The organism is Winogradskyella sp. ECml5-4 (genome assembly GCF_036903175.1).
GTDB classification, from domain to species: Bacteria; Bacteroidota; Bacteroidia; order Flavobacteriales; family Flavobacteriaceae; genus Winogradskyella; species Winogradskyella damuponensis.
Map to the genome: position 1 here is coordinate 228,550 of NZ_JAYJLF010000009.1, position 25,500 is coordinate 254,049.

General features: G+C 32.2%; 25 protein-coding genes. 16 read left to right on the forward strand and 9 right to left on the reverse strand.

What is annotated here, in order from left to right; translation table 11 throughout:
* Positions 1–9 precede the first annotated feature (9 nt).
* Positions 10–648 (reverse strand): alpha/beta hydrolase, encoded by a 639-nt coding sequence (locus VDP25_RS11250; protein WP_334469789.1) that lies wholly within the window; start codon positions 646–648, stop codon positions 10–12.
* A gap of 53 nt (positions 649–701) precedes the next feature.
* Here VDP25_RS11250 and VDP25_RS11255 point away from each other — a divergent pair, with 53 nt between their 5' ends.
* From VDP25_RS11255 to VDP25_RS11275, 5 genes are all read left to right on the forward strand, one after another.
* A complete protein-coding gene (locus VDP25_RS11255; protein WP_334469791.1) occupies positions 702–1,127 on the forward strand; it encodes a PaaI family thioesterase in 426 nt (141 codons plus the stop codon).
* A gap of 3 nt (positions 1,128–1,130) precedes the next feature.
* Entirely contained in the window at positions 1,131–2,249 is a 1,119-nt protein-coding gene (locus tag VDP25_RS11260) for a chorismate-binding protein (RefSeq protein ID WP_334469793.1), read from the forward strand.
* A gap of 84 nt (positions 2,250–2,333) precedes the next feature.
* Positions 2,334–4,094: a 2-succinyl-5-enolpyruvyl-6-hydroxy-3-cyclohexene-1-carboxylic-acid synthase gene (menD, locus tag VDP25_RS11265; RefSeq protein ID WP_334469795.1), complete on the forward strand. Its 1,761-nt coding sequence runs from the start codon at positions 2,334–2,336 to the stop codon at positions 4,092–4,094.
* Between the two features lie 108 nt (positions 4,095–4,202).
* Positions 4,203–4,541, forward strand: coding sequence for a DUF2853 family protein (locus tag VDP25_RS11270; protein WP_215924800.1), 339 nt, complete (start codon positions 4,203–4,205; stop codon positions 4,539–4,541).
* Between the two features lie 86 nt (positions 4,542–4,627).
* Complete coding sequence (locus tag VDP25_RS11275) at positions 4,628–5,458, forward strand: CvfB family protein (protein WP_215924799.1); 831 nt, start codon at positions 4,628–4,630, stop codon at positions 5,456–5,458.
* Here VDP25_RS11275 and VDP25_RS11280 read toward each other — a convergent pair.
* Positions 5,446–5,871, reverse strand: a complete 426-nt coding sequence (locus tag VDP25_RS11280; protein WP_334469798.1) for a hypothetical protein — start codon at positions 5,869–5,871, stop codon at positions 5,446–5,448. The genes VDP25_RS11275 and VDP25_RS11280 overlap by 13 nt on opposite strands.
* Before the next feature lie 117 nt (positions 5,872–5,988).
* Here VDP25_RS11280 and VDP25_RS11285 point away from each other — a divergent pair, with 117 nt between their 5' ends.
* From VDP25_RS11285 to VDP25_RS11305, 5 genes are all read left to right on the forward strand, one after another.
* Positions 5,989–6,828 carry a 1,4-dihydroxy-2-naphthoyl-CoA synthase gene (locus VDP25_RS11285; RefSeq protein WP_334469800.1) on the forward strand — a complete coding sequence of 280 codons (840 nt, stop codon included), beginning with the start codon at positions 5,989–5,991 and terminating at the stop codon, positions 6,826–6,828.
* Positions 6,829–6,843: 15 nt separating this feature from the next.
* Entirely contained in the window at positions 6,844–7,749 is a 906-nt protein-coding gene (gene menA / locus VDP25_RS11290) for a 1,4-dihydroxy-2-naphthoate octaprenyltransferase (protein WP_334469802.1), read from the forward strand.
* A 58-nt stretch (positions 7,750–7,807) separates the two neighbouring features.
* Positions 7,808–8,485 carry a metal-dependent hydrolase gene (locus VDP25_RS11295; protein WP_215924795.1) on the forward strand — a complete coding sequence of 226 codons (678 nt, stop codon included), beginning with the start codon at positions 7,808–7,810 and terminating at the stop codon, positions 8,483–8,485.
* Between the two features lie 42 nt (positions 8,486–8,527).
* Positions 8,528–9,346 carry an alpha/beta hydrolase gene (locus VDP25_RS11300; RefSeq protein WP_334469805.1) on the forward strand — a complete coding sequence of 273 codons (819 nt, stop codon included), beginning with the start codon at positions 8,528–8,530 and terminating at the stop codon, positions 9,344–9,346.
* A gap of 79 nt (positions 9,347–9,425) precedes the next feature.
* Positions 9,426–11,381 carry a YgiQ family radical SAM protein gene (locus tag VDP25_RS11305; RefSeq protein WP_334469807.1) on the forward strand — a complete coding sequence of 652 codons (1,956 nt, stop codon included), beginning with the start codon at positions 9,426–9,428 and terminating at the stop codon, positions 11,379–11,381.
* Positions 11,382–11,393: 12 nt separating this feature from the next.
* Here the strand turns inward: VDP25_RS11305 and VDP25_RS11310 are convergent, their stop codons facing one another.
* The gene (locus VDP25_RS11310; RefSeq protein WP_334469809.1) at positions 11,394–12,290 is read right to left on the reverse strand and encodes a sterol desaturase family protein; all 897 of its coding nucleotides are present in this window, start codon (positions 12,288–12,290) and stop codon (positions 11,394–11,396) included.
* A gap of 59 nt (positions 12,291–12,349) precedes the next feature.
* Here VDP25_RS11310 and VDP25_RS11315 point away from each other — a divergent pair, with 59 nt between their 5' ends.
* The 4 genes from VDP25_RS11315 to VDP25_RS11330 all read left to right on the forward strand — a co-directional run bounded on the left by VDP25_RS11315 (position 12,350) and on the right by VDP25_RS11330 (position 17,741).
* Positions 12,350–13,384 carry an o-succinylbenzoate synthase gene (locus tag VDP25_RS11315; protein WP_334469811.1) on the forward strand — a complete coding sequence of 345 codons (1,035 nt, stop codon included), beginning with the start codon at positions 12,350–12,352 and terminating at the stop codon, positions 13,382–13,384.
* A gap of 1 nt (position 13,385) precedes the next feature.
* On the forward strand, positions 13,386–14,321 hold the full coding sequence (locus VDP25_RS11320) for a CPBP family intramembrane glutamic endopeptidase (RefSeq protein ID WP_215924790.1): 936 nt from the start codon (positions 13,386–13,388) through the stop codon (positions 14,319–14,321).
* Positions 14,322–14,324: 3 nt separating this feature from the next.
* The gene (locus VDP25_RS11325) at positions 14,325–15,410 is read left to right on the forward strand and encodes an AMP-binding protein (RefSeq protein WP_334469813.1); all 1,086 of its coding nucleotides are present in this window, start codon (positions 14,325–14,327) and stop codon (positions 15,408–15,410) included.
* 192 nt (positions 15,411–15,602) lie between these two features.
* The gene (locus VDP25_RS11330; protein WP_334469814.1) at positions 15,603–17,741 is read left to right on the forward strand and encodes a YfbK domain-containing protein; all 2,139 of its coding nucleotides are present in this window, start codon (positions 15,603–15,605) and stop codon (positions 17,739–17,741) included.
* A gap of 73 nt (positions 17,742–17,814) precedes the next feature.
* Here VDP25_RS11330 and VDP25_RS11335 read toward each other — a convergent pair whose 3' ends face one another.
* The 3 genes from VDP25_RS11335 to VDP25_RS11345 all read right to left on the reverse strand — a co-directional run bounded on the left by VDP25_RS11335 (position 17,815) and on the right by VDP25_RS11345 (position 20,218).
* Positions 17,815–18,672, reverse strand: coding sequence for an OmpA/MotB family protein (locus VDP25_RS11335; RefSeq protein WP_215924787.1), 858 nt, complete (start codon positions 18,670–18,672; stop codon positions 17,815–17,817).
* 103 nt (positions 18,673–18,775) lie between these two features.
* The gene (locus VDP25_RS11340) at positions 18,776–19,768 is read right to left on the reverse strand and encodes a glycosyltransferase family 2 protein (RefSeq protein WP_334469815.1); all 993 of its coding nucleotides are present in this window, start codon (positions 19,766–19,768) and stop codon (positions 18,776–18,778) included.
* Complete coding sequence (locus VDP25_RS11345; RefSeq protein ID WP_215924785.1) at positions 19,769–20,218, reverse strand: type I restriction enzyme HsdR N-terminal domain-containing protein; 450 nt, start codon at positions 20,216–20,218, stop codon at positions 19,769–19,771.
* 141 nt (positions 20,219–20,359) lie between these two features.
* On the opposite strand from VDP25_RS11345, the gene holA reads away from it, so the two are divergent.
* Complete coding sequence (gene holA / locus VDP25_RS11350; RefSeq protein WP_334469817.1) at positions 20,360–21,364, forward strand: DNA polymerase III subunit delta; 1,005 nt, start codon at positions 20,360–20,362, stop codon at positions 21,362–21,364.
* A gap of 1 nt (position 21,365) precedes the next feature.
* Here the strand turns inward: holA and VDP25_RS11355 are convergent, their stop codons facing one another.
* Together VDP25_RS11355 and VDP25_RS11360 are read right to left on the reverse strand one after the other, a co-directional pair.
* Complete coding sequence (locus tag VDP25_RS11355; protein WP_334469819.1) at positions 21,366–21,893, reverse strand: GNAT family N-acetyltransferase; 528 nt, start codon at positions 21,891–21,893, stop codon at positions 21,366–21,368.
* A gap of 56 nt (positions 21,894–21,949) precedes the next feature.
* On the reverse strand, positions 21,950–22,504 hold the full coding sequence (locus VDP25_RS11360) for a thioredoxin family protein (protein WP_334469821.1): 555 nt from the start codon (positions 22,502–22,504) through the stop codon (positions 21,950–21,952).
* Between the two features lie 35 nt (positions 22,505–22,539).
* On the opposite strand from VDP25_RS11360, the gene VDP25_RS11365 reads away from it, so the two are divergent.
* Positions 22,540–22,875, forward strand: a complete 336-nt coding sequence (locus VDP25_RS11365) for a tRNA-binding protein (RefSeq protein ID WP_334469823.1) — start codon at positions 22,540–22,542, stop codon at positions 22,873–22,875.
* 100 nt (positions 22,876–22,975) lie between these two features.
* Here the strand turns inward: VDP25_RS11365 and VDP25_RS11370 are convergent, their stop codons facing one another.
* A complete protein-coding gene (locus VDP25_RS11370; RefSeq protein WP_334469825.1) occupies positions 22,976–25,477 on the reverse strand; it encodes a M14 family zinc carboxypeptidase in 2,502 nt (833 codons plus the stop codon).
* Between the last annotated feature and the right edge of the window lie 23 nt (positions 25,478–25,500).

Sequence of the window (25,500 nt, forward strand, 5' to 3'; positions counted from 1 at the left end):
AAGTTTGGCTTAGACCAATTTTTCAATAAACTCAACATTTACAACATGTGTGCCTTTAAAAGGCATAAAGCTAACCTTGTCTCCAAATAGATCTGTAGCTCGTGCTGACTCAAGTTGAATTCTTTGCTCATCTAAGTATTCATCTTCAGTGCCATACATCAGTTTTACCTTGGTGTCTTTAGATAGATACTTATAATCTTTAGCGGTTAATTCTTTTGGAATTCCACCAGAATGAAGAACAAGCTGATCACATTGTAGTTGGCGTTTTGCAATATATCGCATGGCTACACTAACGCCTTGAGAATAGCCAAAAACGATTAAATGAACACCTTCAGGAATTTTTTCAACTTTTAATACCGCATCAATATAGTTTACAATATTTTCCATTCCGGCTTCGGTATTATCACGCGTTAACCAATTAGCACCAACATGCATTTTAGGTTGAATGTAAAATTTGCTGGGAGCTTGTGGCGCAATAATGTAATTGTCTTCAGCATTTAAACCTTTGAAGTATTTAAGAAAATAACGACTCATATAGCCCATGCCATGACACACCAACCAAACCGTTTTTGTGCGTTCCGTAAGTGTATTTAAAGTAGAGTAGGAGTTGGTACTGGTGTATGAGATTTCTTTCTCTTGTGAATTCATTTTTCTAGGCGGTTTCTGTATCTTTGTAATCGATTCAAAAATACTATTTTTATATGCAAATGACTAAAGAGGATTTCCTAGCCAAAGCGAATGCAGCAAGCAAAAACACCTTAATGGAAACCTTAGATATTGAAATGGTGGACTTTGGAGATGATTTTTTAGTGGCCAGAATGCCTGTAACATCCAAAGTGTACCAACCAGATGGAGTATTACACGGAGGAGCGACAGCAGCTTTAGCAGAAAGTGTTGGTAGTTTTGCATCGCATATTTTTATAGATACCGAGAATATGTTTGTACGTGGCTTAGAAATTACAGCGAATCATCTAAAAAGTGTAACCGAAGGTTATATCTATGCTAAAGCGACGTTTTTGCATAAAGGACGTACCACACAACTGCTAGATATTAGAGTGACAGACGAAGCCGATAATCTTATCTCAATATGTAGATTATCTACCATTTCACTTCCAAAAAAGAAATAAGTAATGGATGCGATGTCCTTTTTTGATGCTCTAGAGCAGCAATACAAAAACAATTTACCTTTTGTAGTTTATAGTAGACCAATTAATTCAATCATTAAATCTTGGTTGCAAGAAGATGATACTGTTCATAAATCGGAAACATTTACTGAGAGTGGGTTTTTATTTGCTCCTTTTGATCTTAAACAAAACAGTATTCTTTTTCCAAAAGAACGCTGTCTATATTCTGAAATAACGACGGATAGTTTAGACGTTGAAGATTTTGAATCTACCGCAATCATTCAAAGTGAAACTGAGAGAATTCAACATATCGATTTAGTTTCTAAAGGTATCCAAAGTATTAAAAATAACGATTTACAAAAAGTAGTATTATCACGCTGCCAAACAAAATCACTTCAAGATACGAATCCATTAACCATTTTTAAACGCCTTTTTAATACCTATTCAAATGCGATGGTGTACTGTTGGTACCATCCTAAAGTAGGACTATGGATTGGAGCTACGCCAGAGTTATTATTAAAAGTTGAAGGCAAACGACTCACCACCATTTCTTTAGCAGGAACACAGCCTTATCAAAGCCAGTCAGTGGTAACTTGGACAAACAAAGAGTTTGAAGAACAGCAAATTGTAACGGATTTTATAACTGAACAATTAAAACCATATACGTCAAACATTAATGTATCAGAAGTAGATACCGTAAGAGCCGGAAACTTGTTACATCTTAAAACGAGAATCATCAGTGTTTTAAAAGACGATGCAGATTTAAAAGCTATAATCGAAGCCTTACATCCAACTCCAGCAGTTTGTGGGTTCTCTAAAGCTAAAGCAAAGGATTTTATTCTTAATTATGAAAACTATAATAGAGAATATTACACTGGTTTTTTAGGCGAATTAAACCTAAAACAAAGCAAAACCCGGAACACTAATAGACGTAACGTAGAGAATAACGCTTATGCAGTTGTAAAAACACAGTCTAATTTCTATGTAAATTTACGCTGTATGCAACTCAAAGATGCCAAAGCAAATATTTATGTAGGTGGAGGTATTACCAAAGCTTCTAACCCAGAGAACGAATGGGAGGAAACTGTGAATAAAACAGCCACAATAAATACGGTACTTAATTAAGTGTAAAATGTAATCGTTATTAGTTATATTTTTAGTTGAAGCTCTATTTCATTATCTCCTTTTATTAGGTAATTTTGTATTTATATGAAGTACTCAAAAATACCTTTGTCCCAAACTATAGTTACTTTATGCAAAACGCATAATATAAAACACATAGTTATTTCTCCAGGCAGTAGAAACGCCCCTTTAACCATTGGTTTTACTCACGATGATTTTTTTAACTGTTATAGTATTGTAGATGAGCGTTGCGCAGCATTTTTTGCTTTAGGTATTGCTCAGAAATTACAAAAACCTGTTGCAATAGTTTGTACATCTGGAAGTGCCTTATTAAATTATTATCCTGCAATTGCAGAAGCTTATTATAGTAATATCCCATTAGTGGTTTTGTCTGCAGACAGACCAAAACATTTGATAGATATTGGAGATGGACAAACTATTAAACAAAAACGAGTTTATGGAGAACATGTTTTATATAGTGCCAATTTAAAACTCGATTTAAAAAAGACAGATAATACACTTCCAGAAAATGAATTGCGTATTTTTAAAAATATTGAGAATAAATTAGAACGATTTTTAGGACTACAGAAAGATATTCAGACGTATAATGAATCTGAAATTCATGATGCATTAACAATGTCTAAGTTAGATTCAGGTCCTGTTCATATTAATATTCCATTTGACGAACCTCTATATGATATTGTAGATGAGTTATCTATAAATCCAAAGCCTTTCAAAATTCAAACAAGAATAGATAAAGTAGACGAATTTGAAATTAAGAGTTTAGTAGATGTTTGGCATAACGCTAAGCGAAAAATGATTTTAGTAGGTGTCTTGCAGCCCAATTCTATTGAAGAAAAATGGATACAAGAAATTGCAGACGATGATAGTATCATTGTATTTACAGAAACGACATCTAATTTACATCATCCTGATTTTTTCCCAGGAATAGATAAAATGATAGCACCTTTAGATGATGATGGTTTTAAAAATCTTCAGCCAGATATCTTGGTTACTATAGGTGGCTTAATTGTTTCAAAAAAGATAAAAATATTTTTAAGAACCTATAAGCCAGAACATCATTGGCATGTTGGTTTGTCTAGAGCAAATGATACTTTTTTCTGTTTAGAAAAACATATTAAATTAAGCCCAAATGCATTTTTAGCTGCGTTTTTACCACAAGTAACACATCATACAAAAAGTACTTATAAATCGACTTGGCTTGGGTTGCGTCAAAAGCGAAGAAAGCTACAAGAAACGTATTTAAGTACACTACCATTTTCTGACTTTACGGTTTTTAACTCAATTGTAAAAAGTGTACCAAAACAAAGTCAATTACACGTAGGAAATAGCTCTGCAATTCGTTATGCCCAATTATTTCAAATACAAAAAAGTGTCGATGTATTTTGCAATAGAGGAACAAGTGGTATAGATGGTAGTACAAGTACAGCTATAGGTGCCGCAGTTGCTACAGAAAAGCGAACAACATTTGTAACGGGAGATTTAAGTTTCTTTTACGATAGTAATGCCCTTTGGAATAATTATATACCCAAAACATTTAGAATTATAATGGTGAATAACCAAGGTGGTGGCATTTTTAGAATTCTTCCAGGTCATAAAAACACAGAGAATTTTGACACTTATTTTGAAACTAAACATGGTTTAAACGCAAAACACTTATGCGAAATGTATGGTTTTGAATATCATATGGCTTCAGACGAAGTGTCTTTAGAAGAAAATTTAAAATCATTTTATACTATTTCTAAGCAACCTAAATTATTAGAAGTCTTTACAAACTCTCGTGTTAATGATCAAATTCTATTAGATTATTTTAAGTTTATCAAGTAAATTAAGGATTAAATTAAAGTTAAGATGTGACTTTTTCATTTTAAGTGTTTCTAAAAAATACTTACCTTTAGGAAAACTAATTTATTTAACTTAAAAACATAGTGTAACATGAGTAAAAGAGATGATTTAATTGTAAAATACGCGGCAGATTTAAAAGATAAATGTGGTGTTGATGCTGATATGGATTTATTAACAAAAGTAACTGTTGGTTTAGGTCCATCTATTTATAATGCAGATTCTTCTACCGTTTCTGGTTCAGATGAAAAAGAATTAGCGACAGTGAAAAATAACTATTTAATCAAGAAATTAGGATTAAAAGATGGAGCTGATTTAGATAAAGGAATTGATGCTGTAATGGAAACATATGGAAGATCTAATAGATCTAAATATAGAGCTGTAGTTTATTATTTATTATGTAAGCATTTCAAAAAAGAGTCTGTTTACTAATAGCTAACTTTTTAAAGTATAAAGAAGCGTTATAATTAAATAATTATAGCGCTTTTTCTTTATATTAATATGAATATCTTTGCAACATGATAAATTTAGGCGAATACAATACATTAGAAATTTTAAGAGATACAGAACCAGGCTTATTTTTGGGTGATGGAGCAGAAGGTGAAGTCCTGTTACCTAATAGGTATGTACCAAAAGTATTTGAAATTGGTGATAAAATTGAAGTTTTTGTTTATTTAGACAATGAAGAACGACCAGTTGCAACCACAGATCATCCTTACATTAAAAAGGATGACTTTGCCTTGCTGCGTTGTAATCAAGTTACAGATTATGGTGCCTTTTTAGATTGGGGACTGGTAAAGGAATTGTTTTGTCCTTTTAGAGAGCAAGCCTTTAAAATGAAAGCAGGTGGTTGGTATTTAGTACATTGTTATTTAGATGACGAGTCTGAACGTTTAGTAGCGTCGAGTAAAACTAATCGGTTTTTAGATAATAAAGAATTAACAGTTGCACAGTTTGATGAAGTAGATTTAATTGTTTCACATCCATCAGAGTTAGGCATGAATGTCATTGTCAATAAAAAACACTTAGGCTTAGTCTTTAAGGATGATATTTATAAAGATATTAGTGTTGGTGACCGACTTAAAGGTTTAGTAAAAAAAGTACGACCAGATAACAAGTTAGATATTTCATTAAATCAAATAGGTTATAGGAATATAGAACCAAATGCAGAGTATATTTTAAATGAATTACATGATAATGGTGGCTTTATACCACTTCATGATAAATCTAACCCTGAAGACATTAAGGATCAGCTTCAAATGAGTAAGAAAAGCTTTAAAAAAGCGATAGGCTCGTTATACAAAGAGCGTCAAATAGAAATAAAAGAAGACGGTATTCACTTATTGTAAGAATCGGGATCTTGTAGAGACAAGGTGTCTTCAATCCAAGTAATAGCGTTTTCAAAATCTTTAAATACTTTTCTGTTGAATTTGAAAAAGAGACTTTCAATTTCAATGATACGTTCCGTAAGATTACTATAAACAATTATAGCATAAGCTTTTAGGTTTTTAAATGTTTCGTTAAATATTTTTGCGTCATTGAGGTTTATAGAATAAGAATTTATTCTATTAGCAATAAAACCAAAGGGTCTATCCTTAAAATGTGTTTTTACTATAAAAGAGAGCTCATCAAAGTTTTTAAAAGTTATATCAGCTCCTTCTATAAACTCTGCAACCATAAAATTTTGGTAAAGATATACAGTTCCTAATTTTATTTTATAGGTCTCAAATGGTTTATTATATATGTTGGGATTATAATGCATTGTAAATTAATAATATATCCACAAATATACTATGCTTGCATAATAAAATAAAGTAAAAAATAGAGTTTAGCGTATTATTATTAATTTCTTACTTTTGCGCTTAAAATATTGATAAATATGAGCCATATAGATTGGAAAGTTGCCAAGTCTTATGAAGATATAACCTATCATAAATGTAATGGCGTTGCCAGAATTGCATTTAATAGGCCAGATATACGTAATGCATTTCGTCCAAAGACCACTTCAGAACTGTATGATGCATTTTATGATGCAGGTGAAGATGTGAATATTGGTGTCGTGCTTTTGAGTGCAGAAGGACCTTCTAGCAAAGATGGTATTTGGAGTTTTTGTTCGGGTGGAGATCAAAAAGCCAGAGGTCACCAAGGATATGTTGGAGAAGATGGTTACCATCGTTTAAACATCTTAGAAGTGCAACGCTTAATTCGTTTTATGCCAAAAGCAGTTATTGCTGTTGTACCAGGTTGGGCTGTTGGTGGAGGTCATAGTTTACATGTCGTTTGTGATTTAACTTTGGCAAGTAAAGAACATGCTATCTTTAAACAAACTGACGCAGATGTTACTAGTTTTGATGGAGGATATGGTTCTGCATATTTGGCAAAAATGGTCGGTCAGAAAAAAGCAAGAGAAATCTTTTTCTTAGGAAGAAACTATTCGGCTCAAGAAGCTTTTGATATGGGAATGGTAAATGCGGTTATTCCTCATGAAGAATTAGAAACGACAGCTTACGAATGGGCTCAAGAAATATTAGCAAAGTCACCAACATCTATAAAAATGCTAAAATTTGCAATGAATCTTACAGATGACGGAATGGTTGGTCAGCAAGTATTTGCAGGAGAAGCGACCCGATTAGCATATATGACAGATGAAGCTAAAGAAGGAAGAGATGCCTTTTTAGAGAAAAGGAAGCCTAATTTTCCTAAAAAATGGATTCCATAATTTAACCAAGCTTAAATGAAGAAAATTAAACCGTGGCTTTCAGCCATGCGCTTAAGAACATTACCACTTTCTGTCTCTGGAATTATTCTTGGTAGTTGTTTTGCTTATTACAATGGCCATTTTAATCCTTGGATTTTATTTTTTGCAATTCTAACCACTATAAGCTTACAGATATTATCTAATTTAGCTAATGATTATGGTGATGGAATAAAAGGAACAGATAATGATGAGCGTGTTGGGCCACAACGTGCCATACAAAGTGGTGCCATTACTCCAAACGAAATGTTTGAAGCCATACGATTTAATGTTATTGTCGTAATTATATTGACTTTATCCCTTTTGTGGGTTGCTTTTGGGCCTAATAATTTTCTTTATATAATTTTATTTGTAATTCTAGGTGGACTGTCTGTTTATGCCGCTTTAAATTATACCATGGGAAATTCTCCTTACGGTTATCGTGCACTTGGTGATGTTTTTGTATTTATATTTTTTGGATTAATAAGTACCATTGGAAGTTATGTCCTTTATATGCAAGTTTTAGATCATGTAGTTGCGTTACCAGCCATTGCATTGGGCTTGTTAAGCGTTGGTGTATTAAATTTAAATAACATGCGAGACATAGAATCTGATACCAATGCAGGTAAAATTACATTAGCTGTTAAATTAGGATTATCACGAGCTAAAAAATACCACTTTATCCTTATCATAGGAGCCATGCTAATTACCGTAATATTTTCAATATTATATTATGTAGCACCTTATAATTTTATATATTTACTTGCTTTTATTCCGTTAATAATTCATGTTAAAAAAATAAAATCAGCCATAGAACCTGATGATTTTGATAGCCAATTAAAGGTTTTGGCATTGTCTACATTTCTGTTTTCACTGCTATTAGGAGTTGGCTATATTTTGTATTAATTTTAAAGAATATTTCAGCTTTTAAATTACAAAACTGTATAACATTAATAATAAAAACATGAAAATTACATTCTACGGTCATGCTGCATTAGGGATACAAATTAAAGATATTAATATTTTAGTCGATCCTTTTATTTCTGGAAATGAAAAAGCATCTGCGATAGATATTGATGCCTTAAAAGCCGATTATATTTTAGTGACCCATGCACATCAAGATCATATTTTAGATGTTGAAGCGATTGCTAAACGTACAGGAGCAATCATTGTTTCTAATTATGAAATTGTAACACATTATCAGAATAAAAATTTAGAAGGACATCCTATGAATCATGGTGGTTCTTGGGATTTTGAATTTGGAAATCTTAAATACGTTAATGCTATTCACACGTCGTCTTTTCCAGATGGTAGTTATGGTGGGCAACCTGGTGGATTTATTATTGAAGGAGAACGCAAAACCATTTATATTGCCGGAGATACAGCTTTAACTATGGATATGAAGCTCATTCCTATGCAAACTAAATTAGATTTAGCCATATTGCCAATAGGGGATAACTTTACAATGGGCATAGATGATGCTATTCTTGCTAGTGATTTTATAGAATGCGATAAGATCTTAGGTTATCACTTTGATACTTTTGGATATATAGAAATTGATCACGAAGTTGCGAAACGTAAATTTTTTGATAAGGATAAGGATTTGATGCTTTTAGATATAGGTGAAAGCGTTGAGTTATAAAATCATTTTTTTAGTCATAAATTTTAAAGTAAAAATTCAAATATGAAAAACTTAGCTTGCCTTCTGTTTTTATCTATCCTTATGTTAAGTTGCAAGAATGATGTACCACAATACAATGACTCAGTTCCAGTACACGATGATTTCAAAATAGAATCAAAATTTGTAAACGAAACCAGAGTCATCAATGTATGGACACCACCAAATTACAAAGCGACTAATGATTCTTTTCCTGTTTTGTATATGCCAGATGGAGGTATTGTTCAAGAAGATTTTCCGCACATAGCAAACACAATTGCTAAACTTGTTGAGAATAAAAGTATTCCACCAATTATTCTTGTTGGCATAGAAAATACGGATAGAGGAAGAGATTTATCAGGCGCTTCTGTAATAAAAGAAGATGAACAATATTGTCCATTAACAGACGGAGCTAAAAATTATAGAGCATTTATTTTGGAAGAATTAGTACCTGAAATAAATAAAAAATATAGAACAACTGAAGAAAGGGGAATTATTGGAGAATCATTAGCAGGACTTTTTGTTGTAGAAACCCTTCTTTTAAATCCAAATACGTTTGATTTTTATATTGCTATGGATCCCTCTTTATGGTGGAATAACCGTCATTTAGTACGTAAAGCAAAAGTTTTTTTAGAAAATACACCTAACAAAAAAATAAGATTTTGGTTTGCAGGTTCTGCTAACGAGACCATTTCTCCACACACCAACAATCTTGCAAAAACATTAGAGAATAAAGCCTCAAAGAACTTAGTGTGGAAATATTCTGATGAACCTAATGAAAAACACAATACCATTTTTAGAGCAACAAAAGAAAAAGCTTTGACTTGGATTTTAAATGTTAAATAACAATTATTTTACCATTTTAATCATTGATAAATCTAGTATCCTATCTGTAAAACTAATTTAGCCGTATCTTTGCCACGTTATGAAAGTTAATAAACTCACAGATTGGTTACCAACCACAAATAAAGAAGTTAAAATTAGAGGTTGGACAGAATTAGATGTTATACTATTTAGTGGCGATGCCTATGTAGACCATCCGTCTTTTGGACCAGCAGTTATTGGTCGTATTTTAGAAAGTTATGGATTAAAGGTTGCTATAGTGCCACAGCCTAGTGTAAATGATAATCTGCAAGATTTTACGAAGCTTGGAACACCAAAATTATTTTTTGGAGTCACAGGTGGTTGTATGGATCCTATGGTGAGTAATTATACCGCAAGTAAAAAACGTAGAGATAAAGATGCTTATACACCAAATGGTGATAAAGGATTTAGACCAGATTACGCTACATCTGTATATTCAAAGATTTTAAAAGAAAAATTTCCAGACGTCCCTGTTCTTATAGGTGGTATTGAAGCGTCCTTACGTCGTGTTACACATTACGATTATTGGAGTGACAAACTTATGCCAACTATTTTAGAAACCTCTAAAGCAGATATGTTGGTATACGGAATGGGAGAACAACCTTTGCGAGAAGTTGTTGAATTGCTACAAAAAGGTGTACCATTTTCAAGTTTAAAAACTATAAAACAAACGGCTTTTTTATTAGATGAAGATGAAGCACTTCCCAAAAATAAAAATTGGGATGATGTCGAAATTCACTCACATGAGATTTGTTTAAAGGATAAAAAGAAATTTGCGTCTAATTTTAAAGTGATTGAACAAGAATCAAATAAACTTAAGGCAAATAGAATCTTACAAGAGGTAAATAACCGTAAACTGGTAATAAATCCACCTTTTCCAACGATGTTAGAAGAAGAGATTGATGCTTCTTTTGATTTACCATACACACGTTTACCACATCCAAAATATAACAAACGAGGACCAATACCTGCGTTTGAAATGATTAAGTTTTCAATTAACATTCATCGTGGTTGTTTTGGGGGGTGTAGTTTTTGTACCATTTCTGCTCATCAAGGCAAATTTATTGCTAGCCGAAGTGAAGAGTCCGTTTTAAGAGAAGTTGATAAAGTGGCTAATATGCCAGATTTTAAAGGTTATTTATCAGATATTGGCGGGCCTTCTGCTAATATGTATAAGATGAAAGGGAAAGTGCAATCCATTTGTGATAAATGTGTCGCTCCTTCTTGTATTTCGCCTGTAATTTGTAGTAACTTAGATACATCTCACAAACCGTTAACGCAATTATATCAGGCTGTAGATAAACATCCTAAAGTAAAGAAATCTTTTATTGGAAGTGGTATTCGTCACGATATGTTAGTGCCAGAGTTTAATAAAAATGCCGACCCAAAAGAATTAGATGCTTATACTGAAGAAGTCATGACAAAGCATATTTCTGGTCGACTAAAAGTAGCACCAGAGCATACTTCAGATCCAGTTTTAAAATTGATGCGTAAACCTTCGTTTAAGTATTTTCATAAGTTTAAAGAACGTTTCGATAAAATCAACATAAAGAAAGATTTAAAGCTTCAATTAATTCCTTATTTTATTTCAAATCATCCTGCTTGTGAAGTAGAAGATATGGCAAATTTAGCTGCCGAAACAAAAGATATGGGATTTCAGTTAGAGCAAGTACAAGGATTTACACCAACACCAATGACCGTTGCAACTGTCATTTATTACAGTGGTTATCATCCATACACTTTAAAGCCAACTAAAACACCAAAATCTAAAAAAGAAAAAGATGAACAACATCGTTTCTTCTTTTGGTATAAAAAGGAAAACAAAGACTGGATTAAAAAAACGTTGAATAAAGTTGGTCGAACAGATTTAGTAGAACGATTATTACCAGAAGATAAAAAAGACAAAGGCTGGAAAAGTGTAAATCTTAAAGAAGTAAAAAACACATTTGATGATGCGGTTCCTGCAACATATGCTCGTCGAAAAAAGAAACACAAACCTCGAAAGAAGAGACGTTAGACTTTAGATAGATTATTTTCTAGAATTATTTTCTAACCATTCATTCCGTAGATCATCCGAAACTTTTCCTGTACCATCATGTTTCCAACCTGGTGGTTTAATTAGGTAAAGGAATCTATGCTTTATAGATTTTTGACCTGTAAAAGCATCTTTCAGCATATGTAGCCATTCAATAAATGCAATTTTTACGGGGTTGTAAGTGTTTATATTTGTCACTAAACCGTATCTAACTTTTTCATCTTTTAATTCGGCTTGAAACGTTCCAAATAATTTATCCCAAATAATCAAAATTCCAGCATGATTGCGATCTAAATACATAGGGTTACTTCCATGATGTACTCTGTGATGCGATGGTGTATTAAAAATAGCTTCAAACCATTTAGGCATTTTGTCTATAGTTTCGGTATGAATCCAAAATTGGTACAACAAGCTAACAGACATTTGAAGTAACAACATTGCAGGATGAAAGCCTAATAATGGTAACCATAACCAAAAGATAAAGGTGTAAAATCCTCCAGACCACGTTTGCCTTAAAGCAGTACTCAAATTATAATGCTCAGAAGAGTGATGTACCACATGAGACGCCCAAAATAAACGACATTCATGAGATACGCGATGAAACCAATAATAAGCGAAGTCATCTGCAAAAAATAATAGTATAAAAGACCACCAAGCTATAGGAATAGTAAACAATCTAAAATTGTCATATATCAAAAAAAACACGAATAATACTACAGCTTTACTTGCAAAACCTAAAATAACATTACCTAATCCCATAGCAATAGAAGAGAAAGCATCTTTAGCTTCATAGCTCTTAATGTGCTGTTTCGTAGTTAGATATAACTCTAGTAACATTGCCAAGACAAAAAAAGGAATAGCGTACAAGATTATATTAGGAAAATCAGGCATTATGAGTTGTTATTTGAGCTCTAATTTACGAAATTAATTGACTATTTTTGAATACTCTTATGAAAGCAGAATACAAACAATATATCTTAAATTTTAAGCGGCCAAGTGGAACATCGCGTGGAGTAATGACCACAAAAGAAACGTGGTTTATAAAATTAGAGCATCAAGGTAAAACGGGAGTAGGTGAGTGTGGTATTTTAAGAGGTTTGTCTGTTGATGATAGACCAGACTATGAAGAAAAATTGAAATGGGTTTGTAATAATATTCACTTAGGTTTAGACAAACTTTTAAGCGAACTTACAGCGTATCCAAGCATTCAATTTGGATTGGAAACGGCCTACAAATCTTTAGGTAGCTCAGATTCGTTTGAATTATTTCCTTCTGAGTTTTCAAGAGGAAAAGATGGCATACCCATAAATGGTTTAGTTTGGATGGGCAACGAAGATTTTATGCGAACCCAAATTAAAGATAAAATTGAAGCCGGTTTCAGTTGTATTAAACTAAAAATTGGAGCAATAGATTTTCAAACGGAATTAGACATTTTAAAATCGATTAGAAAGGAATTTTCAGTTTCAGATATTGAATTACGAGTTGATGCTAATGGAGCATTTTCAACAGAGGATGCTTTAGAGAAGCTAAAACAGCTTTCAGAATACCAATTACATTCTATAGAACAACCTATAAAAGCACAACAATTTGAGGCCATGTCTAAGCTTTGTGATGTAACACCTTTGCCAATTGCCTTAGATGAAGAATTAATTGGAGTATTTTCTAAAGCGAACAAGCAAACACTATTACAAACAATAAAACCTCAATATATTATTTTAAAGCCAAGTTTGGTTGGTGGATTTGGAGGGAGTAAAGGCTGGATTAACGCTGCAGAAGATTTAAATATAAAATGGTGGATAACAAGTGCCTTAGAAAGCAATATTGGTCTAAATGCCATATCGCAATGGACTTACACTTTAAAAAGTAAAATGCCACAAGGTTTAGGAACAGGAAGTTTATTTACAAACAATTTTCCTTCGCCTTTAATTGTAAAAAATGGTACTTTGCATTACAATTTAAAACAACATTGGAAATTTAATTTATAACATGAATTATATACAACAAGCCTACAAAGGACAACGCGAACTTTGGATGTTTTTCTTAACTACATTCTTAATTGCTGGTATTTTTATTGGGAATTTTATTTATTTTTTAATCGCTGATCCAGCAGATTTAGAAATGGCCTATGAAATGATGAAGCAAATTCCGGCTAACTTGTCATTAATAATGAATCTTTTGCCTTTTGCTTTTTTATTAGGACTATTATTTGTGTTGGTAAAATATGTACACCAAAGAAGTCTCTTATCGTTAACAACAACACGACCTAAAGTAGATTTTAAGCGTATTTTATTTTCGTTTTTGATGATAACAATATACACCATTGTTACCTTTTTTATAGGCTATTCAATAGATTCCTCTGAAATTGTATTTCAGTTTAATCCCGTTAAATTCGCAATCCTATTTCTAATAAGTATACTCTTGTTTCCATTTCAAATTGGTTTAGAAGAATATTTATTTAGAGGTTATTTAATGCAGCATATAGGTGTTTTAGTAAAGAATAAATGGTTTCCATTAATTTTTACGTCTGTATTATTTGGCTTAGCACATAGTGCAAATCCAGAAGTTGGAGCCGTAGGGTTTTGGCAAATGATGATTTTTTACGTTGGTACAGGATTATTATTAGGAATAATGACTTTAATGGATGAAGGCTTAGAGTTAGCTTTAGGATTTCATTTAGGAAACAATCTTATAGCATCTTTGTTAGTAACTGCAGATTGGACTGCTTTGCAAACAGATGCCTTATTTAAAGATATGTCAGAACCAGGATTAGGTTCAATCTCAGAAATTATATTACCCGTTTTACTAGTTTATCCACTAATGCTCCTCATTTTATCTAAAAAATATGGTTGGACCAATTGGAAAGATAAATTATTCGGAAAAGTAACAGAACCTCCAAAAGAAAATTATAAAATAATAGAATAACCTATGACACCAACATACGACAAAGTACATAACCGTTTTAAGTTTAACGGCTTACATTTTAGTCATGAAGAATTAAAAGAAGTTGCATACAGTCTTATTAAGGAAGGTAAAGCCTACGAAAAAGTAACTGGAGATTTTTTAATAGATTGGTTAAATAAAGATGATTTTTTAATTGTAACAACGTCAGGTTCTACAGGTTATCCTAAAGAAATTAAATTAAAGAAACAAGCCATGGTCAATTCTGCCATTGCTACAGGTAACTTTTTTGGATTAGAGCCAGGAGATAAAGCTTTACATTGTTTGCCTAGCCATTTTATTGCAGGTAAAATGATGTTTGTAAGAGCTCTAGTTTTAGGTTTGGAAATTGATTTTGTAGAGCCTGCAGCTCATCCTGTTTTTGATTATGAAGTGCCTTACGATTTTTGTGCGATGATTCCGTTGCAGTTAAAATATTCTATTGATCAAATTCACAATATTAAAAATATCATTGTTGGTGGATCTAAGGTTACAAAACCATTATTAGAAAAAATTAAAAATTGTAAACCTAAGTTTTTTGAAACCTACGGAATGACTGAAACTGTAACTCATGTTGCTGTTAGGTCCTTAGAATCTAAATCAGGTAAAAAAGAGCCTTATTTTACGGCTTTACAAAATATTAAGTTTGAACAAGACGATAGAAACTGTTTAGTTATCCACGCCCCAAAATTGGTAAAAGAAACTTTAGTTACTAATGATATTGTAAACTTGAAATCTGAAACTAGTTTTCAGCTTTTAGGCCGTTATGATAATGTTGTTAATTCTGGTGGTGTGAAGTTGTTTCCAGAACAAATAGAAGATAAACTACAACCCGTAATTAGTAAACGTTTTATTGTTGCTGGTGAAGAAGATGTTACACTAGGAGAAAAACTGATTCTTATTGTTGAAAACCCTTCAGATTCTATTGCTGTTATTCAAAAAAGAATTGAAGAATTAAAAACACTGGATAAATTTGAAGTCCCTAAGAAAATTTATACAATAGATAAATTTCCTGAAACTAATAATGGGAAAATTCAACGTAAAAAGACTTTAAAAGCTGTAGTTGGTAGTTAAGAATAGTGCTTCAACAATAAAATTTGAGAAACGATTAATTAATTGTTTTAAAATACAGAACTATAAATAACTAGTATTTAATTCTATCATTAAAGCCATACGTTAACTCATTCAAAGCAGTACTTCACTCATTGTACGTTTAGTATCATAATGTTTGTTTATAGGTTTACACAAACTTATAAATCAACTATTATGAAAAATCTAATACTTATGTTATGTCTTGTATTGTCATCTTGGCAAATACAAGCACAAGAAAAAACAATTTCAGGAATTGTTACTACAGCTTCAGATGGCACGGCATTACCAGGTGCTAATGTTAATATTAAAGGGAGTAAGAAAGGAGCTTTAACTGATTTTGATGGAAAATTCTCATTAAGTGCTCAAGTTGGAGACATTATTATTGTTTCTTATGTTGGAATGCAAACAGAAAATGTAATAATTGGATCAAAATCGGTCTATAATATTGCATTAAAAGCAAGTGTAAATACACTGAATGAGGTTGTTATTAAAGGCTATTCTGGCGCTACTAAAAGGACCACTGTTAGTAGTTCGCTTTCAACAGTTAGTGCTGAATCTTATGAAATCAGTAATAAACGATTAAAAAAGCGTGCAAGAAGAAAAAATAAGAATAAAACGTCTGACCAATTAACAGGTCAAGCAGCAGGTGTTAATGTGAGTACGGGTTCTGGTAAGCCTGGTCAAAGTGCTACTATTATTATTCGTGGTAGAAATTCAATAACTGGAGATACAGCGCCATTATTTATAATAGATGGTGTTCCTGTAGATCAAGATAATTTCCGTAATTTAAAACGAAAGGATATAGCTAATATATCTGTATTAAAAGATGCTAAAGCAACTGCTATTTATGGTAATAGAGGCAAAGGTGGTGTTATACTTGTTACGACTAAAGCAGGAAAGAAAAGAATTCCAAATAATGAAGACTATGCTAAAATTATAGAAAACCCATTTAAACGCGCAAATTTAACACCATTATCAACGTTTTCAATAGATGTAGATAAAGCAGGATATTCTAACGTAAGACGAATGATTAATAATGGACAAACAGTGCCTCCAAATGCTGTAAAACTTGAAGAAATGGTTAATTATTTTAACTATAATTATCCGCAACCTACAGATGAACATCCTTTTTCTATAAATACCGAAATTGTAAAAACACCTTGGCATAAAGACACGCAGTTGGTTAGAATAGGCTTGCAAGGAAAAACTTATGAGAACGATAAACTTCCGGCTTCTAACTTAACTTTTTTACTAGATGTTTCTGGGTCTATGGGTTCTCAGAATAAATTACCATTATTAAAAAGAGCTTTTAAGCTACTTGTAAACCAATTACGCGAAAAAGATAAGGTATCTATTGTTGTTTATGCAGGAGCCGCCGGAGTGGTTTTAGAACCAACATCTGGAGATCAAAAAGAAACCATTTTAAACGCTTTACAGAATTTGAATTCTGGCGGTTCTACAGCTGGTGGTGCGGGAATTGAATTGGCTTATAAATTAGCAGAAAAGAATTTTAAAAAAGACGGTAATAATCGTGTTATTATTGCAACAGATGGTGATTTTAATGTTGGAGCTTCAAGTGATAAAGCGATGCAAACATTAATTGAAGAAAAACGTAAATCTGGTGTGTTTTTATCGGTTTTAGGTTTTGGTTATGGAAACTATAAGGATTCAAAATTAGAAACCTTAGCCGATAAAGGCAACGGAAATCATGCCTATATAGATAATATGCAAGAAGCTCAAAAAGTTTTTGGAAAAGAATTTGGGGGAACACTTTATACAATAGCAAAAGATGTGAAAATTCAAGTGGAATTTAATCCTAAAAAAGTGCAGGCCTACAGATTAATTGGGTACGAAAATAGATTATTAGCAGATGAGGATTTTGTAGATGATACCAAAGATGCTGGTGAATTAGGAAGTGGACATACCGTAACTGCATTATATGAAATTATTCCAGTGGGAATAAAAAGTGATTATCTAAAAAAAGTTGCAGATTTAAAGTATACCCAATCTAAAATAGCGTCTAATTATGAAGATGAACTATTTACGGTAAAATTCAGATATAAAAAACCAAATGAAGATAAGAGTATAGAAATGGTTCATGTTCAAAATAATAATATAACAGAAGCATCAAACGATATGAATTTTGTTTCCGCTGTAGCATTATTTGGAATGCAGTTAAGAGGTTCTAAGTATTTTAATAAAGCCTCAGTATCTCAGGTTATTACTTTAGCAGAACGTGGAAGAGGAGAGGATACAGATGGTTATAGAGCAGAGTTTATAAGACTGGTAAAGTCTTATGATAATTTTAATTAATATGTTTGGAAAACAAATAATAAAAAACCCAATGCAAAAGCATTGGGTTTTCTTATTTTAAAAGCTACTAGAATTAATTTTCAGTAGATAAGTTTTTCATTTCTGTTTCAACCATTTCATAGAATTGGTCAATTTTTGGTAATACAACAATACGTGTACGTCTGTTTTTTGCTCTATTTTCAGCAGTATCGTTATCTACTAAAGGCACATAAGAACTACGACCAGAAGCAATCAATTGTTGTGGGTTTACGCCTAAGCTTTCTAAAACTCTTACTACAGAAGTAGCACGTTTAACACTTAAATCCCAGTTATCTAATAATGGAGGCTTACTGTAAGATACGTTGTCTGTATGCGACTCTACCATAGCTTCAAAGTCTGGTTTACTATTAATAACTTTAGCTACTTTTCCTAAAATTTCATTTGCTCTAGTAGTTACGTTATAGCTGCCACTTTTAAATAATAATTTGTCAGCAATAGAAATGAATACAACACCTTTTTCAACATTTATTTCAATATCTGGATCGTTGATTCCAACTGCTTTTTTAAGGCTTGTTACAACGGCCAATGTTACACTATCCTTTTTCGTTAGTGCATCTTGTAATCTTGTAATTTTTAAATCGCGTTCTTTTAAGCTCTCTAAAGATTTTTCAAGGTTTTCTGCACCTTTTTGTGTTAAGGTTGTTAAATTTCCTTTGGTATCAATTAAATCTTGATTTGCTTTACGTAAATCATTTAACTGATCTTTCATTGTTTCTACTCTTGCATTAGCTGCAGCAACATCAGAAAGACAGCTATTTAATTTTACTGTTGCCGTATTTAATAAGTCTTGAGATTTCTCATATTTTTCTTGAAGTGCAAGATGTTCTTTCTTTGCGACACAAGATGCTAATAGCATCATTGAGCAAACACTTAATAACATTATTTTTCTCATAATTGATTTTTAGTTTTAATCGTTAATTACAACATTCAAAATTATGCAAAAGAATAACGGCTATGACAAGGATTAACAAAAATTTTAACAGTTTTATAAACAATTAAAATTTAGTCTTCTTTTTTATAAAATAAGACCAAACAATAGAATTGATTTTATAATATCCAAAACGTTTAGGTAATTGTTTCCTTTGCTTTAAAAGACGTGGTAAATTGTAGTAAAATGAGAGGTGTGCTTTAAGAATAGCAACTAAAAATGCGGGTTTAAGTTGAAATAGAAATCTAGCAGATGCTACACCATCAAGTACCATTCTAATGCCAACTCTAAAAAGGACATTAGAATCTGTATTTTTAAATAGTGTAAATAAACTATTTCTAAAATTGAGATATGTTTTCTTAGGATTAGTATTATTTAATGTCGCACCACCAACATGATAAACCGTAGACGTACCAACAAATTTTGTGGTATAATTTTTATTAAATGCACGCCAACATAAATCAATTTCCTCCATGTGAGCAAAATACGACTCATCAAAACCTTCTAATGCTTTGTAAACGAAGTTTCTAATAAAAAAACAAGCACCAGAAGCCCAAAATATTTCGCTATTATCGTTGTATTGTCCTGTGTCTTTTTCAATGGTATCAAAAATGCGACCACGACAATAAGGATAACCATATTTGTCAATAAATCCACCAGCCGCTCCAGCATATTCAAATTGCGATTTGTTTTTATAGTCTAATATTTTTGGTTGAATGATTGCCGTTTCAGTATTTGTATTAAATTCTTCTAAAATGGGTTGAAGCCAATTTTTGGTCACTTCAATATCACTATTAACTAAGCAAAGTAACGGTTCTTCTACTTGTTTAAGTGCCTCATTATAACCTTTGGCATAACCACCATTAGTTGTGTTTTGAATTAGTTGTACTGTCGGAAAATGTTCAGAAACAAAAGCAACAGAATTGTCTGTTGATGCATTGTCAGCAACATAGATTACAGCATCATCGGAATAGTTTATAACTGAAGGGAGGAATTTTTCGAGTAATGATTTCCCATTCCAGTTTAAAATAACAATAGCAATGTCTTTGGTTTGAAGCATTTAATTGGATTTATAATCAGGAATAGTTTTTAAAAAGGAATACCGTTCATTTTTCATATCCATTTCGCAATAATAATGATTTAAACCGTTAGTTACCATTAAATACGTGGCGTTTAATATCAAATTATAACGCGCAATTTGGTCAAAAGTAGTTTGGTCTATTTTTATGTTGTGCGATTTACATTCTACAATTAAGTGAATACTACCATCTGGATTAAATACCACAACATCATAACGTTTCTTTAAGCCGTTTATAGTCAGCTCTTTTTCAACATTAATTAAAGATTTTGGAAACTTTTTAGTATTGATTAGATAATGAACACAGTGTTGTCTAACCCATTCTTCGGGTTGAAGAATGATGAATTTTTTCCGAATGACATCAAAAATAGAAACTTTATTTTCTGTACTTTTGAAACGGTATTCAAACTTTGGAAAGTTGAGTTCTTGCAACACTTAGAGACGCTAATTTTTTTCAAAGTTAAAGTAGAATATCGCAAATCACAATTTTCATTACTAAAATCCTATTTATTTAATATAAACGGGCTTGTAACTATTGAAATTTGGAATTTTAAACTTGGAATTTTTAAAGCATTGGACGACGTAAAACAATTAGTAGCTACAATTAAAAAGGGAGACCTTAAACCTATTTATTTTTTAATGGGTGAGGAAGCGTATTATATTGATAAGATTTCAGATTATATTGAAGAGAACGTTTTAGATGAGGCAGAAAAGGGATTTAACCAAATGGTGCTATATGGAAGAGATGTTTCTATAGACGATATTGTGAGTAATGCCAAACGGTATCCAATGATGGCAGAGCGTCAAGTGGTTATTGTTAAAGAGGCACAAGATTTAAGTAGATCTATTGAAAAGTTAGCAGAATATGCAGCTAATCCTCAGCCTACAACGGTTTTGGTGTTAAATTATAAGTACAAAAAATTAGATAAACGTAAGGCTTTATATAAAGCTATTAATAAGGTTGGAGTTGTTTTTGAGAGTAAAAAAATGTACGAAAACCAAGTTGCCGACTGGATTAGACGCGTTTTAGCTGGACAAAATTATAACATTTCGCCAAAGGCAGCTCAGATGTTGGTAGAGTTTTTAGGAACTAACCTCAGTAAAATAGATAACGAACTTAATAAGCTTAAAATCGTTTTACCAGAAGGTACACAGATTACACCAGAACATATTGAAGAGAATATTGGAATAAGTAAAGATTACAATAATTTTGAATTACGAAAAGCGGTTGGACAGCGTAATGTTGTAAAAGCACATAAAATAGCTAAGTATTTTGCAGACAACCCTAAAGACAATCCAATGGTAGTTACGGTTTCGCTATTATTTGGATTCTTTTCTCAATTATTGCACCTTCATGGTATGTCTGACAGAAATCCACGTAGTGTCGCATCAGCTCTAAAAGTCAACCCTTATTTTGTAAATGAATATCTAGATGCTGCCAAGAATTACCCTATGAAAAAGGTAAGTTATGTTATTGGTGTACTGCGCGAATTTGATGTAAAAAGTAAAGGTGTTGGTTCTAAGGCAATGCCAGAAAAAGACCTTCTTAAAGAATTATTGGTTAAGATTATAGGTTGATTTACTGTTTTTGGTGTTTTATGATATACCAGTTGCATAAATCTCCTTCATACTCAAAAGTGCCAGAAGGTTGCATTCCTACTTTTTTAAGTATGGTATTAGAGGCTATATGATTAACGTCTGCAGCCGCTCCAATTTCTTCTAATTTTAAAGTATTAAAACCATACTCTAAAGATGCAAATGCCGCTTCAGTGGCATAGCCTTTGCCCCAAAATTGTTCTTTTAGTCGGTAACCCAAGTCGTAATAGCTAAATTCCTTTCTAAGCTTTTCTTCAAGTTTTAATCCCGCCCAACCTACAAATTCATTGGTTGATTTTTCAATTATAGCTAAACGACCTAAACCATTAGTTTTATATTGTTGTAAAATGTTAGCAATCATAGCTTCAGACTGCTCAATAGTTTTTACAGGATTATTTCCAAGAAAGAGATGAACTTTAGGATTAGAATCCAATTCAAAAAAATCTTGCGTATCTGCTATTGTAATAGGCCTTAGAATTAAGCGTTTGGTTTCAATATTGTCAAAAATCATTGGCTAAGGTGTTGTCTAATGGTTTATTTGTTTTCAGTTTTAAATAATGCAAAGTATTATTTCCACTTAATATTACAGCCCATACTTGGTTTTTGGTTTGGATTTACGGGGTTATTATTAATTAAGGCATCCATAGCAGCTCTAATATCTTTTCCTGTTACAGGTATACCATTTCCTGGTCTAGAATCGTCTAATTGACCTGCATAAACGAGTATTAAATCACTGTTAAATAAGAAAAAATCTGGTGTGCATGCGGCATCGTATGCCTTGGCAACATCTTGTGTTTGGTCATACAAATACGGAAAAATATAGTCGTTATCTATGGCGTTCTTTTTCATTAAATCCGGATGGTCTTGCGGATAATTTTCTACATCATTACTAGAAATAGCAATACAATTAATACCTTTTGAAACGTAATCTTTAGCCAATTGTGATAGTTGGGCATTTACATGAATTACAAAAGGGCAGTGGTTACAGATAAACATCACTAAAGTTGCAGTTGTGCCTTTTAATTCTTGAAGAGATTTTGTAACATCATCAACAGTATCTACTAATTTAAAATCTGGTGCTGTTGTGCCTAAAGGCAACATATTTGATTCTGTTCGTGCCATTATATTATGTCTATTTTATTTATTAATTTTAGAGAATGGAAAAGATAATAACTTATGAAGACTTTACAAAGATAGATTTACGTATTGGGACAATTATTGAAGTGAATGATTTTCCTAAAGCTAGAAAACCTGCGTATAAATTAACTATAGATTTTGGCGATTTAGGAGTTAAAAAAACTTCTGCACAAATAACAACGCAATACAAAAAGGAAGAATTAGTAAACAGACAAATAGTGGCTGTAGTTAATTTTCCTAAAAAGCAAATAGCCAATTTTATGAGCGAATGTTTGGTGGTTGGAGCCGTAAGAGCAGACGACGTGTTTTTGTTGCATCCTGAGACTAAAGTTAAAAATGGAATGCAAGTGTCTTAAGTTTTAAAATGTAATTGCATTACAAAAACAGATTAAGCCAACTTTTTATTTTTTGTCTATGAAGTAGCTTGTGTTATTAGTTTTGATTCCCAACAAACAACTACATCTCTTCTCTAAAGAAAATAGCATTCATTAACAGCTTATTCGTTCCATACCAAAAGGCTCTAAAATTAGTATTATCAGTAAAGCCAATGACCTTTCCACGGCCAACACGATTAATTTTTAGAGGTACTGTTTTACGTATACTATCTAAATTTTCTTCAGAAATATAACCACTTAATAAAGGCTTTTTAGTGTACTGAATGGGGTTGTTATAGCTGTTTTTGTCCTCATTTATAAATAATGTTGAATTTCTAAACATCGGAAGTTTATCATTTTTATAACCAAAATTAATAGGATGTGAACGGTCTAATTCAGCTTCAAAAATGGCACCTCCAATAACTTGTGCGCCTCTAAAATCGCTACGTTGTTCGTAATTAATATTTTTAGCTATGAGCTTATTTTTCTTAAAATCAATGGTCATTAACTTTTTGGAGTTTAGCCATTTTAATGCATTTTTATATGCTACTAAAGTGCCGCCATCTTTAATCCAAGATTGTAATTTTTTTGTATTGCCTTCGCTTAATCCAGAAGAATTTACCATTATAATGGTATTGTAACGGCTTAAGTCTGCTCTTTTCATAGTTTTAGTATCAAGCTTTGTGGCAATAATATCGTAACGAGTGTCAAACAAATGCCAAATTTCACCAGCATCATAAGAGGTGATACCATCTCCAACTAAAAGAGCGATTTTTGGCAATTCTAAAGCTTTAAAATTTCGACTTCCTAGATCTATACCTTCGTTTAAACCTGTTGAAACGGCATCAACTTTAATATGACTTTCTTGGGCTTTATCATTTAGAAATGTATATATCTCAGTTGCAGATAAATTTTGGTTCTTTGCAGGAATCATTATAGTTCCATAATCGTAAGCTTTACCATTAGATTTAAACTGTTTTACGGCCACCTTTGCTCTTAAGCCTTTTTTTAAGATAGCATTTAATAGTTTTGGTGAGTAATACTCATTCCATTCAAATAAATAAGCGTATTCACTTTTAGAACTTACACCTCCAGAAAGCTGCTGTAAGTTTTTAACGCTATTGCCAGCGTTTGCCATTGTTGTTTCTGTATAATCGAGATTAAATGCTAAAGGAAAAGTCCAAGCCGAAATATCGTAAAACAAACTGTCTTTAAAAGCGGTTCGCGTTTCAAACATGGCATTGATTAATCTTGTATTCTTTTGATTTTTAGGAACCACATAGCTATAACCTTTTTTATATTTTTTGCCATCTTTTGAAAAATCAGATTTTAATTCATGAAAATCAATACGGTGACGTTTTAAAATTTCGGCTAAATGATAGGTTTTAGCAGCATCTTTTTCATCACCAAATATAATGGCTTTTTTGCCTTCTTTAGAGGCTTCATTCCTAGCGTCTTTAAAGAAATTATGTTGGTACTCTAAAATATCTTTTCGCATACCATTAGCAGCTGCTAGTGTAGATAAAACAGCTGTAAATTGATTTTTTATAGTAAATGGAAATGTTAAAAGACCATTTTCACTTTCTTGTACATGACCTCTAGAACTGGCTTGTTCAAATAAAATTCCAATACCACCATTTATGTCAGGAAAGGTAGATCCTTTTCCGTAATAGAAGTCGTCAAAACTTTCTTCAGAATAATACAATGAACCAATTTTGTCTAATGCTTTGGCGTGATAAGTTGCAATACCTTTAGTTAAATCTTGATTTAATTGTGGTGTTAATGGATGTGTACGTGACGGAATTCCAGGTTGAAAAAAGAAACTTGCATTGGTTCCCATTTCATGGTGATCGGTTAAAATATTAGGTAACCAATTGTGAAAGGTTTCTATACGTGCTCTAGATTCTGGTAATTGCACAGGCAGCCAATCTCTATTCATATCAAACCAATAATGATTGGTACGTCCGCCTGGCCAAACTTCGCTATACTCTCTATCGTTAGGGTCTGGGTTTAGGTTAATATTTTTATTAGAATTTGCCCAATAAGCGAATCGTTGTAAGCCATCTGGATTTAAAGAAGGATCAAGTAAAATAACCGAATGCTCTAATAAATTGTCAATTTCAGAACCTTCTGCTGCAGCCAAATAATAAGCGGCTAATAACGCTGCGTTAGAACCACTAGGTTCGTTACCATGAATTGAAAAGCCTTGATAAACAACTATGGGTCTATTTTCTAAATTAGCAGAATTTGTTTCTGTTGCTTCGATATGAGCAGATTGAATGGCTTTTAAATTTTGATGATTTTTTGGTGATGTTATGGTTAGTAGGAGTAGAGGTCTATCTTCAAATGTTTTTCCTCTATCTTCAATAGTTATACGATTTGAAGCATTTGCTAATGCTTTCATGTATTCTACTAATTTATCGTGTGTAATGTGCCATTCGCCAACATGATGACCAATGACGCTTTTTGGTGTAGGAATACTTGGGTTGTACTCTATATTTTGAGGTAAATAGTACGATAAGTCGGTTTGCGATTGAGAAAATAATGATGTAATTAAAAGAAAGAGTAGAAAAATGCGCTGCATAAGGTAATAGTTAGTTAGAGTTT

Excerpts from the sequence above, each read along its gene's own strand:
- VDP25_RS11250 (WP_334469789.1), bottom strand. The coding sequence starts at position 648 with ATGAATTCACAAGAGAAAGAAATCTCATACACCAGTACCAACTCCTAC.
- VDP25_RS11255 (WP_334469791.1), top strand. The coding sequence starts at position 702 with ATGCAAATGACTAAAGAGGATTTCCTAGCCAAAGCGAATGCAGCAAGC.
- VDP25_RS11260 (WP_334469793.1), top strand. The coding sequence starts at position 1,131 with ATGGATGCGATGTCCTTTTTTGATGCTCTAGAGCAGCAATACAAAAAC.
- menD (WP_334469795.1), top strand. The coding sequence starts at position 2,334 with ATGAAGTACTCAAAAATACCTTTGTCCCAAACTATAGTTACTTTATGC.
- VDP25_RS11270 (WP_215924800.1), top strand. The coding sequence starts at position 4,203 with ATGAGTAAAAGAGATGATTTAATTGTAAAATACGCGGCAGATTTAAAA.
- VDP25_RS11275 (WP_215924799.1), top strand. The coding sequence starts at position 4,628 with ATGATAAATTTAGGCGAATACAATACATTAGAAATTTTAAGAGATACA.
- VDP25_RS11280 (WP_334469798.1), bottom strand. The coding sequence starts at position 5,871 with ATGCATTATAATCCCAACATATATAATAAACCATTTGAGACCTATAAA.
- VDP25_RS11285 (WP_334469800.1), top strand. The coding sequence starts at position 5,989 with ATGAGCCATATAGATTGGAAAGTTGCCAAGTCTTATGAAGATATAACC.
- menA (WP_334469802.1), top strand. The coding sequence starts at position 6,844 with ATGAAGAAAATTAAACCGTGGCTTTCAGCCATGCGCTTAAGAACATTA.
- VDP25_RS11295 (WP_215924795.1), top strand. The coding sequence starts at position 7,808 with ATGAAAATTACATTCTACGGTCATGCTGCATTAGGGATACAAATTAAA.
- VDP25_RS11300 (WP_334469805.1), top strand. The coding sequence starts at position 8,528 with ATGAAAAACTTAGCTTGCCTTCTGTTTTTATCTATCCTTATGTTAAGT.
- VDP25_RS11305 (WP_334469807.1), top strand. The coding sequence starts at position 9,426 with ATGAAAGTTAATAAACTCACAGATTGGTTACCAACCACAAATAAAGAA.
- VDP25_RS11310 (WP_334469809.1), bottom strand. The coding sequence starts at position 12,290 with ATGCCTGATTTTCCTAATATAATCTTGTACGCTATTCCTTTTTTTGTC.
- VDP25_RS11315 (WP_334469811.1), top strand. The coding sequence starts at position 12,350 with ATGAAAGCAGAATACAAACAATATATCTTAAATTTTAAGCGGCCAAGT.
- VDP25_RS11320 (WP_215924790.1), top strand. The coding sequence starts at position 13,386 with ATGAATTATATACAACAAGCCTACAAAGGACAACGCGAACTTTGGATG.
- VDP25_RS11325 (WP_334469813.1), top strand. The coding sequence starts at position 14,325 with ATGACACCAACATACGACAAAGTACATAACCGTTTTAAGTTTAACGGC.
- VDP25_RS11330 (WP_334469814.1), top strand. The coding sequence starts at position 15,603 with ATGAAAAATCTAATACTTATGTTATGTCTTGTATTGTCATCTTGGCAA.
- VDP25_RS11335 (WP_215924787.1), bottom strand. The coding sequence starts at position 18,672 with ATGAGAAAAATAATGTTATTAAGTGTTTGCTCAATGATGCTATTAGCA.
- VDP25_RS11340 (WP_334469815.1), bottom strand. The coding sequence starts at position 19,768 with ATGCTTCAAACCAAAGACATTGCTATTGTTATTTTAAACTGGAATGGG.
- VDP25_RS11355 (WP_334469819.1), bottom strand. The coding sequence starts at position 21,893 with ATGATTTTTGACAATATTGAAACCAAACGCTTAATTCTAAGGCCTATT.
- VDP25_RS11360 (WP_334469821.1), bottom strand. The coding sequence starts at position 22,504 with ATGGCACGAACAGAATCAAATATGTTGCCTTTAGGCACAACAGCACCA.
- VDP25_RS11365 (WP_334469823.1), top strand. The coding sequence starts at position 22,540 with ATGGAAAAGATAATAACTTATGAAGACTTTACAAAGATAGATTTACGT.
- VDP25_RS11370 (WP_334469825.1), bottom strand. The coding sequence starts at position 25,477 with ATGCAGCGCATTTTTCTACTCTTTCTTTTAATTACATCATTATTTTCT.